The organism is Pseudolactococcus laudensis, assembly GCF_013449735.1.
Lineage (GTDB): Bacteria > Bacillota > Bacilli > Lactobacillales > Streptococcaceae > Pseudolactococcus > Pseudolactococcus laudensis.
On the sequence record NZ_JACBNY010000003.1, the window covers coordinates 57,770 to 74,358 of the forward strand.

The 16,589-nt window shown below is 41.6% G+C and carries 17 protein-coding genes and 1 pseudogene; all 18 read left to right on the forward strand.

Annotated elements, in window-relative coordinates; translation table 11 throughout:
* Window positions 1-3 precede the first annotated feature (3 nt).
* The 18 genes and pseudogenes from HZR21_RS02935 (at window position 4) to acpS (ending at window position 16,588) form a co-directional block, all read left to right on the forward strand.
* Window positions 4-297: a hypothetical protein gene (locus tag HZR21_RS02935; RefSeq protein WP_180746244.1), complete on the forward strand. Its 294-nt coding sequence runs from the start codon at window positions 4-6 to the stop codon at window positions 295-297.
* Window positions 294-905, forward strand: coding sequence for an ATP-binding cassette domain-containing protein (locus HZR21_RS02940; RefSeq protein WP_180746246.1), 612 nt, complete (start codon window positions 294-296; stop codon window positions 903-905). The genes HZR21_RS02935 and HZR21_RS02940 overlap by 4 nt, the downstream gene beginning before the upstream one ends.
* A 14-nt stretch (window positions 906-919) precedes the next feature.
* Complete coding sequence (locus HZR21_RS02945; protein ID WP_180746248.1) at window positions 920-1,528, forward strand: hypothetical protein; 609 nt, start codon at window positions 920-922, stop codon at window positions 1,526-1,528.
* A gap of 420 nt (window positions 1,529-1,948) precedes the next feature.
* On the forward strand, window positions 1,949-3,325 hold the full coding sequence (gene trpE, locus HZR21_RS02950; RefSeq protein WP_180746250.1) for an anthranilate synthase component I: 1,377 nt from the start codon (window positions 1,949-1,951) through the stop codon (window positions 3,323-3,325).
* The gene (locus HZR21_RS02955) at window positions 3,309-3,875 is read left to right on the forward strand and encodes an aminodeoxychorismate/anthranilate synthase component II (RefSeq protein WP_180746252.1); all 567 of its coding nucleotides are present in this window, start codon (window positions 3,309-3,311) and stop codon (window positions 3,873-3,875) included. Before trpE ends, HZR21_RS02955 begins: the two co-directional genes overlap by 17 nt.
* Complete coding sequence (locus tag HZR21_RS02960; protein WP_180746254.1) at window positions 3,872-4,342, forward strand: GIY-YIG nuclease family protein; 471 nt, start codon at window positions 3,872-3,874, stop codon at window positions 4,340-4,342. The genes HZR21_RS02955 and HZR21_RS02960 overlap by 4 nt, the downstream gene beginning before the upstream one ends.
* 29 nt (window positions 4,343-4,371) lie before the next feature.
* Window positions 4,372-5,376, forward strand: coding sequence for an anthranilate phosphoribosyltransferase (gene trpD / locus HZR21_RS02965; protein WP_180746256.1), 1,005 nt, complete (start codon window positions 4,372-4,374; stop codon window positions 5,374-5,376).
* A complete protein-coding gene (locus HZR21_RS02970) occupies window positions 5,376-5,663 on the forward strand; it encodes a chorismate mutase (RefSeq protein ID WP_219605562.1) in 288 nt (95 codons plus the stop codon). Before trpD ends, HZR21_RS02970 begins: the two co-directional genes overlap by 1 nt.
* A gap of 29 nt (window positions 5,664-5,692) precedes the next feature.
* Window positions 5,693-6,463 carry an indole-3-glycerol phosphate synthase TrpC gene (gene trpC / locus HZR21_RS02975; protein WP_180746260.1) on the forward strand — a complete coding sequence of 257 codons (771 nt, stop codon included), beginning with the start codon at window positions 5,693-5,695 and terminating at the stop codon, window positions 6,461-6,463.
* Window positions 6,453-7,070 (forward strand): phosphoribosylanthranilate isomerase, encoded by a 618-nt coding sequence (locus HZR21_RS02980; RefSeq protein ID WP_180746262.1) that lies wholly within the window; start codon window positions 6,453-6,455, stop codon window positions 7,068-7,070. The genes trpC and HZR21_RS02980 overlap by 11 nt, the downstream gene beginning before the upstream one ends.
* Before the next feature lie 37 nt (window positions 7,071-7,107).
* A pseudogene (gene trpB, locus HZR21_RS02985) lies at window positions 7,108-8,346 on the forward strand (tryptophan synthase subunit beta).
* A gap of 90 nt (window positions 8,347-8,436) precedes the next feature.
* The gene (trpA, locus tag HZR21_RS02990; protein WP_180746264.1) at window positions 8,437-9,210 is read left to right on the forward strand and encodes a tryptophan synthase subunit alpha; all 774 of its coding nucleotides are present in this window, start codon (window positions 8,437-8,439) and stop codon (window positions 9,208-9,210) included.
* 128 nt (window positions 9,211-9,338) lie between these two features.
* Window positions 9,339-10,580, forward strand: coding sequence for a 30S ribosomal protein S1 (gene rpsA, locus HZR21_RS02995; protein ID WP_003139086.1), 1,242 nt, complete (start codon window positions 9,339-9,341; stop codon window positions 10,578-10,580).
* 54 nt (window positions 10,581-10,634) lie between these two features.
* Window positions 10,635-12,422 carry an excinuclease ABC subunit UvrC gene (gene uvrC, locus HZR21_RS03000; RefSeq protein WP_180746266.1) on the forward strand — a complete coding sequence of 596 codons (1,788 nt, stop codon included), beginning with the start codon at window positions 10,635-10,637 and terminating at the stop codon, window positions 12,420-12,422.
* Window positions 12,423-12,541: 119 nt separating this feature from the next.
* A complete protein-coding gene (locus HZR21_RS03005; protein WP_180746268.1) occupies window positions 12,542-13,240 on the forward strand; it encodes a hypothetical protein in 699 nt (232 codons plus the stop codon).
* Window positions 13,237-14,655, forward strand: coding sequence for a dipeptidase PepV (gene pepV, locus HZR21_RS03010; protein ID WP_180746270.1), 1,419 nt, complete (start codon window positions 13,237-13,239; stop codon window positions 14,653-14,655). The genes HZR21_RS03005 and pepV overlap by 4 nt, the downstream gene beginning before the upstream one ends.
* 165 nt (window positions 14,656-14,820) lie before the next feature.
* On the forward strand, window positions 14,821-16,164 hold the full coding sequence (locus HZR21_RS03015; protein WP_180746272.1) for an L-cystine transporter: 1,344 nt from the start codon (window positions 14,821-14,823) through the stop codon (window positions 16,162-16,164).
* Window positions 16,165-16,222: 58 nt separating this feature from the next.
* Entirely contained in the window at window positions 16,223-16,588 is a 366-nt protein-coding gene (gene acpS / locus HZR21_RS03020; protein ID WP_003139078.1) for a holo-ACP synthase, read from the forward strand.
* Window position 16,589: the final 1 nt, after the last annotated feature.

The window sequence follows — 16,589 nt, forward strand, 5'->3', positions numbered from 1 at the left end:
ATTATGATTTTTTACAAATTCATCAGTTTAGCTATTAGATTAAAAGCGAAACAAATTGCGATTACAGCCCTATATCGTCCGAAATCGAAAAAAATATTCCTCTCTATTTTAGCCTTGGCTATTGGGATAAATAACGTCTCAAGCATCGGTGTCTGGCTATTGACAAAAGAACTGGTATTTACCTTAATGATGCTGAGTTTTCTGATTCTTGAAATGTTGATATTAATGACAGTTTCAGCCATTAAATTAAAAAAATATAGGGTACAGATTTTGAAGGGAGAAGTTGAGGTTGTATGATTGAAGTCAAAAATTTAAAGAAAACGTTTGGTCAAAAAATAATTTATGACGGCATTGATTATCAGTTTGAGTTTGGTAAATCTTATGCGATTATAGGTGAATCAGGTGGTGGCAAAACCACTTTTCTCAATGCGCTTGCAAGGCTTGATAAGCCAACATCTGGGACGATTGAATTAAAAAATCAGGATATTTGGAAAATGAAAGAAACGGCTTATTTCCATCATCACCTAGGCTATATTTTTCAAAATTATGCCTTCATAGATGATGAGACCGTTTCGCAAAATTTAGGACTTGTTACTAAAAATAAAGCGAGACAATTTGAAGTTTTAGAACAAGTTGGTCTTGATGAAAGCTATCTGAAAGCAAAAATTTATGAATTATCTGGTGGGCAGGCGCAGAGGATTGCGATAGCAAGATTATTGCTGAAAGAATCGGACATCATCTTAGCTGATGAGCCGACAGGTGCCTTGGATGAAAAAACAGCCGAGGAAGTCGAGCATTTACTATTATCCTTGGTTAAACCAGAACGTGTCTTGATTGTTGCAACGCATGATGAGCGCTTGGCAAATAAAATGGACGCTATCATTGATATGGCGTCATTTAAATAAGAAGGTTGGAAAATATGAAAAAAATAATCGTTGCGCTTGTATCACTTGTTGCTATCTTTGCTTTGGGTTTTGCCTTCATGTCTTGGAAAAATCCAAGAAATCATCCAGAAAAAGTTTCAGGCAAGGCAGAAACGCTTGTCAATGAAACTTCTGGAGAGAAAAAAATAAAAATTAAGACAGCTGGCTACTATGATTTGACAGCGATTAAGTCAGATGATCTGGTAGCAGGCAGAGAATTTCCGCTAGTAGGTCAGACAAATGTTGGGCAATTCTTTAAAAAAAATCAAGAAGTCACTTTGAGTCCGAATAGTGAGGTTGAGATGGTGCCAAGTAAATTTGAGAAGATTGAAGTAGAAGATGGTGGCATCAAGTTACAAAATTCAGGTGCTTATCTAATCGGGAAACAATTTCCAGAAGGTGATTATGAGGTATCGTTTTCTGGTGTGGCGACAGATGCAAGTGGCGTGCAAATTATCATTGAAACATTAGGCGGTAAAGTTAAGCAAGAAGTTAGTCTATCAAATGATGCTGATAAAATCAATCTGATAGTCTCAAAAAATACTTTCTTAAGATTGAAAAAGGGATTAAATAAGGAGCTGATTCTTATTTTAAAAGAAAAATAGAATCGTTTGTTTTTCAATATTTTAGTATTTTTGTATTTTCGAACGAAGAAATGAAACTAAATCTTTTTTTCGCTTGACAACTTGTCAGAATAATCGTAAAATTAAAACAATAGCAGAAGAAGTAGCGAGATAATAGGACTTTCAGGGACTTGTCGGTGATTGCGAGACAAGAGTTCGATCACGTGAATGGGCTGCAATGTGTGAACTAATGTCAGATTAGTTCAATCTTGATTCGAAACGATAAGAATCACGTGGGTGCCCGATATCGCCCAATCCCTTGCTTGAGGGAGATGAGATGTAAAGAAATGCTATTTCAAATAGGTTTTTTCGCTACAAATTGAGGTGGCACCGCGTGTGATAACGTCCTCGACGAAAGTTAAGTCTTTCGTCGAGGACTTTTTGTATAGAAAGAGCAAGTTTATGACTTTAAGAAAAACGATTAACGCAGACATTATCACACCAATTCTAGCTTATTTGAGATTGGAGTTGAAACACAAGCTGATCTTGGAATCCATTCCACGTGAAAAGGAAAATTCACGCTACTCCATGATTGCTTACAACCCTGTGCATGAAATTAAGTTTGAAAATGGCGTGCTGACGGATAATGGTCAGGTCAAAACAGGTGATCCACTCGATTATCTGGGTGAGTTGACTATTAAAAATACTGAGGCTTCAAGCCTACCATTTACGGGCGGAGCCATTGGTTTTGTGAGTTATGACACCATTTCCTTCTATGAAAATATCGGGGAGATTCCTGAGGATGTGATTGGGACGCCGGATTTGCATTTTTTCCTATATGAGTCATATCTGATTTTCGACCATAAAAAGGAGCAGATTACGATCGTTGAATCGGATATATATAGTGGGCGCTCGGAACTTGATCAGGAATTGGCCATGGCCTTGGTGCTGTCAAACCTGACGCGACCGCATAAAAATGAATTTGAAACGGTTAAGCTCAATCCTTTATCATTTACAAGTAATACGGCAAAGGCAGAGTTTATGGGGATGGTTGAGCAGGCGCAGACTTATATCAAAAATGGCGATATGTTCCAGATCGTTCTCAGCCAGCGTTTGACGAGCCAGATTACGGGCAATCCCTTTGATTACTATCGCAATCTACGCCTGACCAATCCGTCAAATTACCTGTATTTCCTAGATTTTGGTGATTATCAAATCATGGGTGCCAGTCCTGAAAGTCTCGTATCTGTCAAAAATGGCGTGGTGACAACTAATCCGATTGCGGGAACACGACCGCGCGGTGCTGATGAAGCAGAAGATGATGCCTTATCCAAAGATTTGCTAGGGGATCAAAAAGAAGTCGCGGAGCATCGGATGCTAGTCGACCTAGGCCGTAATGACATCGGGAAGATTTCTAAAGTTGGTACGGTCAAAGTGACTAAATACATGGAGGTTGAGTATTTCCGCTATGTTATGCACCTGACCAGTGTTGTCAAAGGGGAGCTTTTAGATAGCGTTTCTAGCCTAGATGCCCTCAAGTCAACCTTGCCGGCAGGTACCGTATCAGGCGCACCGAAAATCCGCGCCATGCAACGGATTTACGAGTTAGAAAAAACAAAACGCGGCATTTATGCAGGTGCCATCGGCTATCTGTCAAGTAATTCGGATATGGATTTCGCCATCGCCCTGAGAACCATGGTCTTAAAAGATGGCAAAGCACACGCCCAAGCAGGCGCCGGCATCGTCTTTGACAGCGTCCCAGAAAACGAATATCAGGAAACCCTGAACAAGGCCAAAGCCATGACCAAGATTGGAGAAAGTAATGATTTTATTAGTTGATAACTACGATAGTTTTACCTATAATTTAGCCCAATACATCGGCGAATTTGCCGAAGTTAAGGTTTTGCGAAATGATGACCGAGACCTCTACGACGTGGCCGAGGCGGCAGATAAAATCGTCTTTTCACCAGGACCTGGTTGGCCTGCTGACGCTGGCAGGATGGAAGAGATGATTCGTGACTTTGCCGGCAAGAAACCAATCCTAGGTATCTGTCTCGGACATCAAGCCATTGCTGAAGTATTTGGTGGCAAATTAGATTTGGCGCAACGTATCATGCACGGCAAAACTTCCATGGCTGAAAGGTTGCAAGATACACCATTATTGGCAGACATTCCCCAAACGCATGAAATCATGCGCTATCATTCCATCGTGATTTCAGACATGCCAGCAGATTTTGACATCTTGTCGAAAACAACTGATGACCACGAAATTATGGCGATACAACATAAAACCCTACCGATTTTTGGGATGCAATATCATCCAGAAAGTATTGGCACGCCTGATGGGCTTAAGATGATTGAGAATTTTGTGGGAGGAGAAACGAAATGACAGTAATTATTTTTGATAATCCTGGTGAGCTTTCGCCTAAACAAAAAGGTAAAGATAAATTATTGAAAGACTTTAAAAAAGATCAAATCAATAAAAAATTGGATTATCTAATCAATAGAAAAGGTGTTTATCTTATCGATGTAGATGGTAAAAAATATGTCGGTTCTGCTTATGGAATGAAAGGTATATATGGTAGATGGAATCAGTATATTAATTACTTTAACCCAGATAGTGAATCAAAAAGAGATAGTAATAATTCTCAAAGGAGAATAGGCGAAAAATTACGAGATTTTCACCAAGGAAAAAATTTTCAAAAAATTTCCTTTGAAGTGCTTGAATATTTTGAAGAAAGTACATCTGATGAGGAAATTATAGATTTCGAAACTAAAAGTAAAAAAAATTATAAATCTTATCATATTCAAACCGGTAATAAAGATGCATCGGCTAATGGTTTGAATATGAACTAATTTTGAAGTGCATAGAAAGTATATAAATTATGAAAGAAAATCTAGTTAAACTCATGAACCGTGAGAATCTCTCACGTTACGAAGTCAATCAAATGGCAAATGCTATGTTTAATGGTGAGCTGACGGATTCACAACTTTCAGCAATTCTCATCGCCCTTGCGATGAAAGGCGAAACTGTTGATGAAATGGCGGGGATTGTCGATGTTGTCCGGGACAAAGCCTTGCATATTCCAACGACTGTGACAACTGCCATGGATAACTGTGGCACGGGCGGTGATTTGTCCTTTTCATTTAATGTGTCAACGACATCAGCTTTTGTCTTAGCCGCCGGTGGTGTGAAAATGGCAAAGCATGGCAATCGCTCGATTTCTTCAAAATCTGGTTCGGCTGATGTGCTAGAAGCACTCGGTATCAATCTTTATCACACGCCAGATGAGCTGGCTGAGATTTTTGATCAGACGGGGCTTGTCTTTCTTTTCGCCCAACACGTCCATCCCAATATGCGCTATGTCATGCCAGTTCGGCGTGAGCTGGAGGTTCGCACGGTGCTCAATCTCATCGGCCCTTTCACAAATCCAGTCGATCTCGATACCCAGTTACTCGGTACCTCTCGTCCCGACCTTCTAACAACGACGGCTGAAGTCCTGAAATCATTGGGACGGCGACGTGCTGTGGTCGTGAGTGGGCCAAATAATATGGATGAGGCGAGTCTGGATGGCGTGAATCGCTATGCGCTGCTGGATGAGACCGGTGAGATTACGGTGCATGAGTTCGATCATGAGAGTCTGGGCATGCCGCGCGTGACCCTGCAGGAGATTCGCGGTGGCGAGGGCAAGGAAAATGCGGTGATTCTCAAGTCCGTGCTCAATAACGAGCCGAGTCCTTTCTTGGAAGTGACGGTTTTGAATGCTGGTCTTGGTTTTTTTGCCAATGGTTGTGTGGAGTCAGTAGCGGAAGGCGTTGCCAAAGCGCGTGATGTGATTGCGAGCGGTGCCGCAATGGCTAAGTTAGTCGAAATGCGGGAGTTGAAATGATGGCTGAAAGTCTGAGTCAAGTTCGTGCTGAAATTGATAAAATCGACGATGCTCTGATTGGTTTGATTGCGAAACGTGGTGAGTTCGTCAAGCAAGCTGCGACTTTTAAAAAGACAATAGCGCAAGTAGCAGCGCCTGAACGCGTGCAGCAAGTGATTGATAAAGTGACCAAACTTGCGATTGAAAAGGGCGCTGATACACAGCTTGTCGAAAATCTCTATCGTCAAATGATAGCGGATTTTATTAGGATTGAACATCAGGCGTTTAAGGTTAATCTTAAAGATTAGTTTACCGTGCAGTAAAGGAAAAACAAGTAATGGAAAATTTTCTCGAAAAAATATTAGCAGAAAAGCAAATCGAAGTGGCAGAGATGGTTATGGAAAGGCCTGGAAAAGTCCGGAAAGTCAAGGGTTTTATCGAGCGACTGCGTGATAATTCTGAGACCTTGCAAGTGATTGGCGAAGTCAAACGTGCCTCACCGTCACTTGGTGCCATCAATATGACTGTCGATGTCTTAGAGCAAGCGACGAGTTATGCAGCGGCGGGTGTTTCAGCTATTTCAATTTTAACAGACCCTGTTTTTTTCAAGGGATCGATTGACGATTTGCGCTTGGTTGCCCAAAACGTTGATGTACCGGTGTTGAACAAGGATTTTATCATTGATAAAAAGCAGATTGCGCGTGCGGTCAACAGTGGGGCAACGATTGTCTTGTTGATCGTTGCTTGCCTGACTGAAAAAGACTTGCAAGACTTGTATGACTATGCCATTTCGCTCGGCTTAGAAGTCTTGGTTGAAGTGCACAATGCTGAAGAATTGGCTGTTGCGCACCGGATCAATGCTGAGTTGATTGGCGTTAATAATCGCAATCTTAAAACATTCGAAGTCAGTCTTCAGAATAGTCTTGACTTGGTCGCCTTACAAGAACCTGGTCGCTTTTATATCTCAGAGTCTGGGATTAAGTCACCAGTTGAGGCTGAAATCGTAGCTCATGATTTCCGTGCAGTCCTCGTTGGCGAAGCCTTGATGAAGGATGGGAACCCAAAAGCAGCGGCGAAAGGACTTCAGGTCAAGCGCCATGTGGATTAAAATTTGCGGTTTATCAACACACGCAGCTGTTGAAACGGCGGTGACCTCTGGTGCGACGCATATCGGGTTTGTATTCGCCGAAAGCAAGCGCCAAGTCACGCCAGAATACGCCAAATATTTGGCAAAAGATGTGCCGAAAACAGTCAAAAAAGTCGGCTTATTTGTGAATGAAGACTTGGCAGTTGTCCAAGAAGTGGTAGCCAAAGTCGGGCTCGACATGGTACAACTTCACGGGCAAGAAAAGGCGGACTATGCGGCGCAAGTCGGTGTACCCGTTATTAAGGTTTTTGGCATCAAAGATGGTAAAATACCAGCTGCCATAGCCGATTTTAAAGCACACACAATCCTATTAGATGCCCCACCAACGCAATTTGCGGGTGGCAGTGGTCAATCCTTTGATTGGGAAAAGGTCGATTTGACCACTTTAGACGGCTACCGATTTTTTGTAGCCGGAGGCTTGAATCCCGAGAACGTCAGTCGAGCCATTGCTATTTTCAATCCGACTGGGGTTGATGTCTCTAGTGGGGTTGAGAGTGATGGACAGAAAGATTTGGCTAAAATAGAACATTTTATCTCATCTGCACAAACTAAATGTCATAAACGATAAGCTATCTCAAGCATATTATAACGTATAAGGAGACACCATGACCTACCAAAACCCAGACCAAGCCGGTTTCTTCGGCACTTACGGCGGCACCTTTGTACCCGAAACATTGATGTACGCTGTCAAAGAACTCAAAGCTGCCTATGAGGCTAGTAAAACGGATGCAGCTTTCCAAGCCGAATTATCAGACCTCCTCAAAAACTATGTCGGTCGTGAAAATCCCCTTTACTTCGCGAAAAATCTGACTGAAAAATGTGGTGGCGCCAAAATCTACCTCAAACGTGAAGACCTCAACCATACAGGTGCTCACAAAATTAATAATGCCCTAGCACAAGTCATGCTCGCTAAAAAAATGGGTAAAAATAAAATCATCGCAGAAACAGGTGCCGGACAACATGGTGTCGCAACGGCAACTGCTGCCGCGCTTTTTGGCATGGACTGTAAAATCTACATGGGCGCTATCGACGTGCAACGCCAAGAACTAAACGTTTTCCGCATGCAACTTTTAGGTGCAGAAGTTGTGCCTGTAACTGATGGCTCTAGTGTCCTCAAAGATGCGGTCAATGCCGCCCTTCGTGCTTGGGTTGAAAGTGTTGAAGACACCCACTACATCTTAGGTACAGCTGCTGGTCCAGCTCCTTTCCCAGAAATGGTGCGTGATTTCCAAGCCATCATTGGACGAGAAGCGCGGGCGCAAATCCTCGAAAAAGAAGGCCAACTTCCTTCCGCTGTTGTGGCTTGTGTTGGCGGTGGGTCAAACGCAGCTGGACTTTTCTATCCTTTTGTCAATGATGCATCAGTTGCGATGATCGGGGTTGAAGCGGCTGGTCGTGGTCTTGATAGCGGTGAAACGGCTGCCTCTATCAATCGCGGCACAGATGGCGTTCTCCATGGCAACATCATGCGCCTGCTCCAAGATGAAAATGGTCAGGTGCAATAGGCTTATAGTATTTCAGCTGGTTTGGACTACCCAGGCCTTGGGCCTGAGCACTGTCACTGGAACGAAACAGGTCGAGCAGAGTACATCTCAGCTACTGATGATGAAGCATTAGCAGGGTTCAAAATGCTATGCGTTACTGAAGGTATCATCCCCGCGCTAGAAAGTTCACACGCCATTTCCCAGCTGCCAAGCTTGGCGAAACGATACAGCAAAGATGAGAGCATCATCGTCTGCCTCAGCGGCCGCGGTGACAAGGATGTCGCGCAGATCAAAGCCCGCGCTGAAAATCATGATACTGAAAGCGGTGCGACATCGTCGCAAACTTCTGTAGAAAATTAGGAATTTGCTGGTTCTGCGCTTGCGCAGGTTCATAAATTGTCTATTTTCTACAGAAGTTAGCTTGAAGTTCAAATAAAGGAGAATTTTAAGATGAAAACCTTACGACAACACTTAGAAACACTCAAATCAGCTGGCAAAACCCTGGTCGTGCCCTATATCATGGCGGGCGATCACGCAAATAGCATCGCGGGACTCCCTGAAACCATCGACTTTTTGGTGGCAAATGGTGCCAGCACCATTGAAGTCGGTATCCCTTTTTCAGATCCAGTAGCAGACGGCCCTGTGATTGAATTAGCGGGGATTCGCGCTTTGAAAAATGGGACGACTTTGACGAAGGTCATCGAAACCCTGAAAACCATCAAAACAGATGTACCACTGGTCATCATGTCCTATTTCAATCCAATCTATAAATATGGCATCGAAAAATTTGTCAACGACCTCAAAGACACACCAGTAAAAGGACTGATTTTGCCTGATGTCCCACGTGAACATGAAAATATGATTGCACCGTTTTTAACAGATACTGATATTGCTTTGGTACCACTTGTGACTTTGACCAGTATTCCAGAACGCCAAGCTGAATTAGTGAAAGATGCCCAAGGATTTATTTATGCTGTGACGGTCAATGGTGTCACAGGAGCTGGCCACGATTACCGAGCGGATTTGAATCAACACTTGGCAAAATTAGCTGAGATTTCTGATGCGCCTGTCTTAGCTGGTTTTGGTGTGTCATCCATCGCTCATGTTGAAAATTTCCGTAAAGCAGTCGACGGTGTCATTGTTGGCTCTTACATTGTGAAAGGATTACACGAAGGCAAAACAGCTGAAATTGCTGAATTTTTACAAAAATCAAGTCAAATATAAAATAAAAAGCGATTTCTATACAAAAATCACTTTCTTTTTAGGAATAATTATGGTAAGATAAACATTAGGACTGTATATATCGTAAAAGATGTGTGCCAGTCAAATTGTTGGAGGAAACTTTTTAAAAAATGAACGAATTTGAAGAACTATTGAACAGCGTCGGTGACGTTAAAGTCGGTGACGTCGTAAGCGGTGAAATCCTCACTGTCGAAGGCGACCAAGCTACTGTAGCTATCGTTGGTACAGGTGTTGAAGGTGTTTTGACACTTCGCGAACTCACTAACGAACGTGACGCTGATATAAATGACTTCGTCAAAGCTGGTGAAGTTAAGGAACTCTTGGTTGTTAAACAAATCGTGGGTAAAGAATCAGAAGGTGCTAATGTTTACTTGCTTTCTGAAAAACGTCTTGCTGCACGTAAAGCTTTTGCTGACCTTGAAGGTAAAGAAGGCGAAGTTGTCACTGTTAAAGTCTTAAAAGACGTTAAAGGTGGCTTGTCAGTAGACTTCAACGGTGTTCGTGGTTTCATCCCAGCATCTATGATTGACACTTACTTTGTACGCGATACTAAGAAATTTGTCGGTGAAGAATTTGATGCTAAAATCATCGAAGTTAACGCTGCTGAAAAACGTTTCATCTTGAGCCGTCGTGCGGTTATCGAAGAAGAATCTAAATCACAACGTGCTGAAGCATTTGCTAACTTGCACGAAGGTGATATCGTTGAAGGTACTGTTGCACGTACAACTGATTTTGGTGCTTTCATCAATCTTGGTGGTGTTGACGGACTTGTTCACGTGACTGAATTGGCTCACGGACGCGTTAAAAAACCTAGCGATGTCGTTAAAGTTGGCGAAACTGTTCAAGTTAAAGTCTTGAAAGTTGATGAAGAAGCTGGTCGTGTATCACTTTCTCTTAAAGCTACACAGCCTGGCCCTTGGGATGACATCGATGAAAAAGCACCAGTTGGTTCTGTTCTCGATGGTACTGTTAAACGTATCACTGACTTCGGTGCTTTCGTTGAAATCTTCCCAGGTGTTGAAGGTTTGGTTCACATTTCTCAAATCTCTTGGGAACGTGTTGAAAACGCTAAAGATGTCTTGTCAGTAGGTCAAGCCGTTCAAGTTAAAGTACTTGACGTGAAACCAGCTGAAGAACGTATCTCATTGTCTATCAAAGCATTGACTGAAGCGCCTGCACGTAAAGAACGTTCAAACGATTCAGGTAACGCTGCACAAGGTGGACAACGTCGTGATGCTAAACCACGTGCGCCACGTCGTAACACTAAACCAGAATACACATTACCAGAAACACAAGAAGGATTCTCACTTGCTGACTTCTTAGGTGATGATTTCGATATCAACAACTTTTAATTAAAGGTTGTGAAAACGTCCGAAAGGGCGTTTTTTTGATATAATAAAGATACTATGAATGAGACAATCAAGGCAAAACTAGCCATACTGCCAGACAATCCTGGCTGTTATTTGCATAAAGATAAAAATGGGACGATTATCTATGTCGGTAAAGCCAAAAATCTAAAAAATCGGGTACGCTCATATTTTCGTGGCTCACATGATACTAAGACTGAATTATTAGTATCAGAAATTGTTGATTTTGAATTTATTGTCACAGAGTCGAATATCGAGGCGTTACTCTTGGAAATTAATCTTATTCAAGAGAATATGCCTAAATATAATATCATGCTCAAGGATGATAAGTCCTACCCTTTTATTAAAATCACACGCGAGAAGTACCCACGTCTTTTGATTACGCGGCAAGTTAAAAAGGATCAGGCTCATTATTTTGGCCCTTATCCGGATGTTGGGGCGGCTAATGAAATCAAGCATCTGCTCGACCGAATTTTTCCTTTGCGTAAGTGTAATGTCTTGCCTAATCAAGTTTGTTTGTATTATCATATGCACCAGTGTCTGGCGCCATGTGTTTTTGATGTTGACCCTAAAGTTTATGAAGGAATGACTGAGGAAATCACTAAGTTTCTCAATGGTGGTGAGGACAAGATTGTCAAAGAGTTAGAGTCAAAAATGCATGAGGCTGCAGCTGGTTTTGAATTTGAAAAAGCTGCTGAATACCGTGATTTAGTTAAGAGCATCGGAACACTTAGAACTAAGCAGCGGGTTATGAATCATGATTTACAAGACCGAGATGTGTTTGGTTATGCGGTAGATAAGGGGTGGATGTGTGTGCAAGTTTTCTTTGTGCGTCAAGGAAAACTTATTCAACGCGATGTGAATTTATTTCCCTACTATAATGATGCAGATGAAGACTTTCTGACTTACGTTGGTCAATTTTATAAAGGGGCTGACCATTTTATTCCCAAGGAAATTTTTATTCCGTCGGATATTGACTTGGCATCAGTTCAAGCTTTGACGCAAACGAAAGTGATTCAACCGTCTCGTGGTGAAAAGAAACAGTTGGTAAATCTCGCAACGAAAAATGCACGTGTTAGCCTACAGCAAAAATTTGAATTGGCTGAGAAAAATATCGAAAAAACACACGGCGCGATTGAAAATCTAGGAACTATCATGAATATTCCGACGCCACGTCGGATTGAGAGTTTTGATAACTCTAACATCATGGGGACAAGTCCAGTTAGTGCTATGGTTGTCTTTGTTGACGGGAAACCTTCTAAAAAGGATTATCGTAAATTTAAAATCAAGACTGTCGTTGGACCGGATGATTATGCTAGTATGCGAGAAGTTATCTTGCGGCGTTATAGTCGTGCCATTAAAGAAGATGGTATTTTACCAGATTTAATCATCATGGATGGTGGTGTTGGTCAGATTAATGCAGCCAAGGAAATTCTTGATAGTTTAGGGCTCGATATTCCAATAGCAGGTTTGGCGAAAAATGATAAGCACCAAACGCAAGAGTTACTATTCGGAGACCCTTTGGAAGTTGTACCATTGAGTCGACAAAGTCAGGAATTCTTCTTGTTGCAGCGAATTCAAGATGAAGTTCACAGATTTGCCATTACCTTTCACCGACAAGTTCGCTCGAAAAATTCATTTTCTAGCAAATTGGATGGTATTGACGGCTTAGGGCCGAAACGTAAACAGAAATTGATGCGCACGTTTAAATCTCTGACTAACATCCAGGCAGCAACGCCTGAAGCGATTCATGAAGCAGGCATCCCTTATGAAGTCGCACGTCGTATCAAAGAAACCCTATCACCAACAGAAGGTGAGCAAGAATAGGCAGGTCATCAAATCGCAAAAATATGCATCAAAATCGCAATTTTGCTTGTTTTTTTGATAAAATAGTGATTACGGGAAACAAAGTTATAAGGATACGACGATATGAAAAGAGGTGACAGATGACAAACAAAGCCCAGCTCTGGACGGCAGATGATATGTATCGCTTTGCGCGAGAAAATAAACTTGGTTTTAACATTTGGGGCGCATGGTTGCAGAAATTACATTTTAAGGTTGTAGCAGAAAGTTTGTTAGATGATGAATACGCTGTTTCTAGTTTTATTGGTAGACATACAGACTACGATGATGACGAAGGCGAGGAAAACGAAGGTGCGCAAGCAGACCCGAAATTTTTTAACACGCAAGGTTATTATGCCTACATCATTACGAATGAGAATCGGCTAGTTTATGCTCGTTGGCGCCCCTTTTTTCACAAAGTATCCTCAATTCCGCTCAACTATATTAAAAATATCGAGCCGATCACTCACATTATTTGGGGGCATGTTCGAGTGGAGTCTTTAGGTGATAATTTTTCAGTCTTTTGGACGAAAAGTGTCGTTAGAAGAATTGCCAAACGAATCCAAGAAGGTGTGAGTGACATCAAAAATAGTCACATGTATGGTGGATATCAAACAAATGCACCTATGCAAGAACCACCACAACAACAGCCTATGCCTGAAAAAACGGCAGAGCCAAAAGTTGTCTATGACACATCCACAATGTATGAAAAATTGTCATCTGCTAAGCTTTCAATGGAAGAAGGTTTAATTACAGCAGAGGAATATGACGAGTATAAAGAAAGGTTATTAGGAAGAAAATGACACATATTGATTTTAAAGCAGAGGTTGCTGCACGAAAAGAAGACTTATTAGCAGACTTATTTTCACTTTTGAAAATTAACTCAGAACGTGATGATAGCCAAGTGACACCGGAAACACCGTTTGGACCGGGTCCAGTTGCTGCACTCCAACAATTTTTGAGTTTAGCTGAGCGTGACGGATATGCGACGAAAAACGTTGACAACTATGCTGGTCACTTTACTTATGGTGACGACCTACCTGAAGATGCAGAAGTTCTTGGTATTTTTGCACACATGGACGTTGTCCCCGCAGGAACTGGCTGGGATAGCAATCCTTATGAACCTGAAATCCGCGACGGGAAGATTTATGCCCGTGGCGCATCAGATGATAAAGGTCCTACAATGGCGTGTTACTATGGTTTAAAAATCTTAAAAGAATTGAATGTACCATTGACTAAAAAAATCCGCTTTATCGCAGGAACTGATGAAGAATCAGGTTGGGGTGACATGGATTACTATTTCGCACATGTAGGATTACCTGAGCCTGACTTTGGTTTCTCACCAGATGCGGAATTTCCAATTATCAATGGTGAAAAAGGTAATATCACTGAGTATCTACATATCTCGGGTGACAATTCAGGTGCTGTTCACTTGCATAGCTTTACAGGTGGTTTGCGTGAAAACATGGTACCAGAATCAGCAACTGCCGTGATTTCCGGTAATGTAGCAGATTTAAACACCAAACTTGAAGCATTTGTTAGTGCACATGCAGATAAAAATCTTAGATTTGAGACTGAAGTTAATTCAGATGGTCGAGTAACGGTTATTCTTCATGGTCGTTCAGCTCACGGTGCCATGCCAGAAAAAGGTGTTAATGGTGCCACTTACCTTGCTAAATTCCTTGATGAAATCGGCGTTGTGTCTCCATTCACTAAAATTGCGGGAACGATGTTAATTGAAGATCATGCTGGTGACAAAACAGGTGTTGCCTTCGAAGATCCTAAAATGGGTGCTTTGTCTATGAATGCGGGTGTCTTTAACTTTGACGATAAGTCATCTGACAATACCATTGCCTTGAATTTCCGTTACCCGCAAGGAACAGATTCTGATGCGATTTATCAAGTACTCGCAGCACTTGAAGGTGTTGAAAAAGTCACTAAATCAGCGCATGAGCACACACCGCACTATGTGCCAATGGATGATGAATTGGTGAGCACTTTGCTTTCCGTTTATGAAAAACAAACAGGTCTTAAAGGTCATGAGCAAATTATTGGTGGTGGGACTTTTGGTCGCTTACTTAAACGCGGCGTAGCCTTCGGTGCTATGTTCCCTGGTGACATTGACACGATGCACCAAGCCAATGAATTTATTCCAGTCGATGTCTTATTACGTGCGGCGGCAATTTATGCTGAGGCAATTTATGAATTAGCGAAATAAGATAGTTAAATGTAAAAAAACATCTCTGAATTGGAGGTGTTTTTTTATGATTGAGCTTGTGGCTATTGGTGTTTTGTATATCTTTATCACGGGCATAAATTTTTGATATGTCAAATGATAAAATAGCATGAGAAAATAGGTCTATATTAATTTAAAGGGGAATTCATGACTATCTTATCATTACTTATTATACTATCAGGTTTTATTGGTAGTTTACTATGGCTTTTTCGGTTGCAGTTAAAGCATATTAGCTTTAACAAGCGGGTGCTTTTTGGCTTATTTGGCGGTATTATTTTCGGTTTAGTGATTCGACTTTTGTTCGAAAAAGTTTCTAACTTTTCTACGAGTCTATCGTGGATTTCTTTGGTGGCGGATGCTTATGTGGCTCTGTTGCAAATGCTAGTCATGCCGCTTGTTTTTATCTCTATTGTTGGGGCTTTTACAAAGTTAGAGGTATCGAAAAATTTGGGTAAAATGGCGCGTAATGTTCTAGCTATTTTATTGGGAACAACTGCGATATCAGCTGCTGTTGGTTATTTATCAGCTATCGCTTTTGGTCTGAATGGTGCCGTTTTTTCTGAAGGAGCGGCTGAAAAAGAAAGAATTGCTGCGCTTTCAGAAAAACAACTCCAGGTTAAGGGGGTACCAATCACTGAGCAGTTGCTTAATTTGATTCCTCGTAATGTATTTGCAGATTTTGCTGGAACACGCCCGACAAGCACGATTGCCGTGGTTATCTTTGCTAGTTTTTTGGGAATTGCTTTTCTAGGCATTCAAAGAAAGTACGCAAAGGAATCTCAAACCTTTGCTGATTTGATTCAGTCGCTTGAAAAAATTATCTTGCGTGTGACGACTTTAGTCTTGAGACTCACACCTTTTGGTATATTTGCTTTAATGGCACGTGTTATGGCGACGAGTGATTTTGAGGCGCTTGTTAATCTTGGACGATTTATCATCGCAAGTTATGCGGCAATTATTGTGATGTTTGTCGTTCACTTTGTTCTTTTACTTTGGGTGAAAGTATCACCGAGTGAGTTTTTGAGTAAAGCGTGGTCAACGTTACTCTTTGCCTTTACCTCAAGGACGAGTGCGGGGACACTGACGATGAATGTTGAAACGCAAATTCAAAAATTTAGTGTGAACGAGGCAATTGCTAACTTTTCAGCAAGTTTTGGTTTATCAATTGGTCAAAATGGTTGTGCTGGTATCTATCCAGCCATGCTTGCAACGATTGTTGCACCGACGGTTGGGGTTAACATTTTCTCAATTGAATTTATCTTCTCACTTATTGCGATTGTGACGATTTCGTCGCTCGGTGTGGCGGGTGTAGGTGGTGGTGCAACGTTTGCATCCTTAATCGTTCTATCTTCTATGAATTTACCGATTGCTATTGTAGGGCTTGTCATTAGTGTTGAGCCTCTAATTGATATGGCAAGAACGGCACTTAATGTCAGTGATGCTATGGTAGCAGGAATTGTGACTGATAGATTAATAAAAAAACAAGCTTAAATCAGCATCAAAATGATTAAATCCCCAATCAAGGGGATTTTTTTGTTATAATTAGAATATGATTTATGGTAATGGTGTTGATAATATTGAACTTTCTCGGATTGAAAAGGCCTTAACTCGAAATCCAAAATTTGCGCAACGCGTGCTCACAGAAAATGAATTGGCAAAATTTATGTCGCTATCGGGGCAACGCCAAATCGAGTTTTTAGGTGGCCGTTGGGCAGCTAAAGAGGCCTACTCCAAAGCCTATGGTACCGGTATTGGCGGTCAACTATCCTTTCAAGATATGACCATTTTACCAGATGAGTTAGGTGCACCAAAGTTTATTCAGCATCCTTTTTCTGAACAAGGAATGGCGCATGTATCCATTAGTCATAGTCATTTGGAAGCTATTGCTTTCGTCATTTTAGAAAGTCGTGAATAAA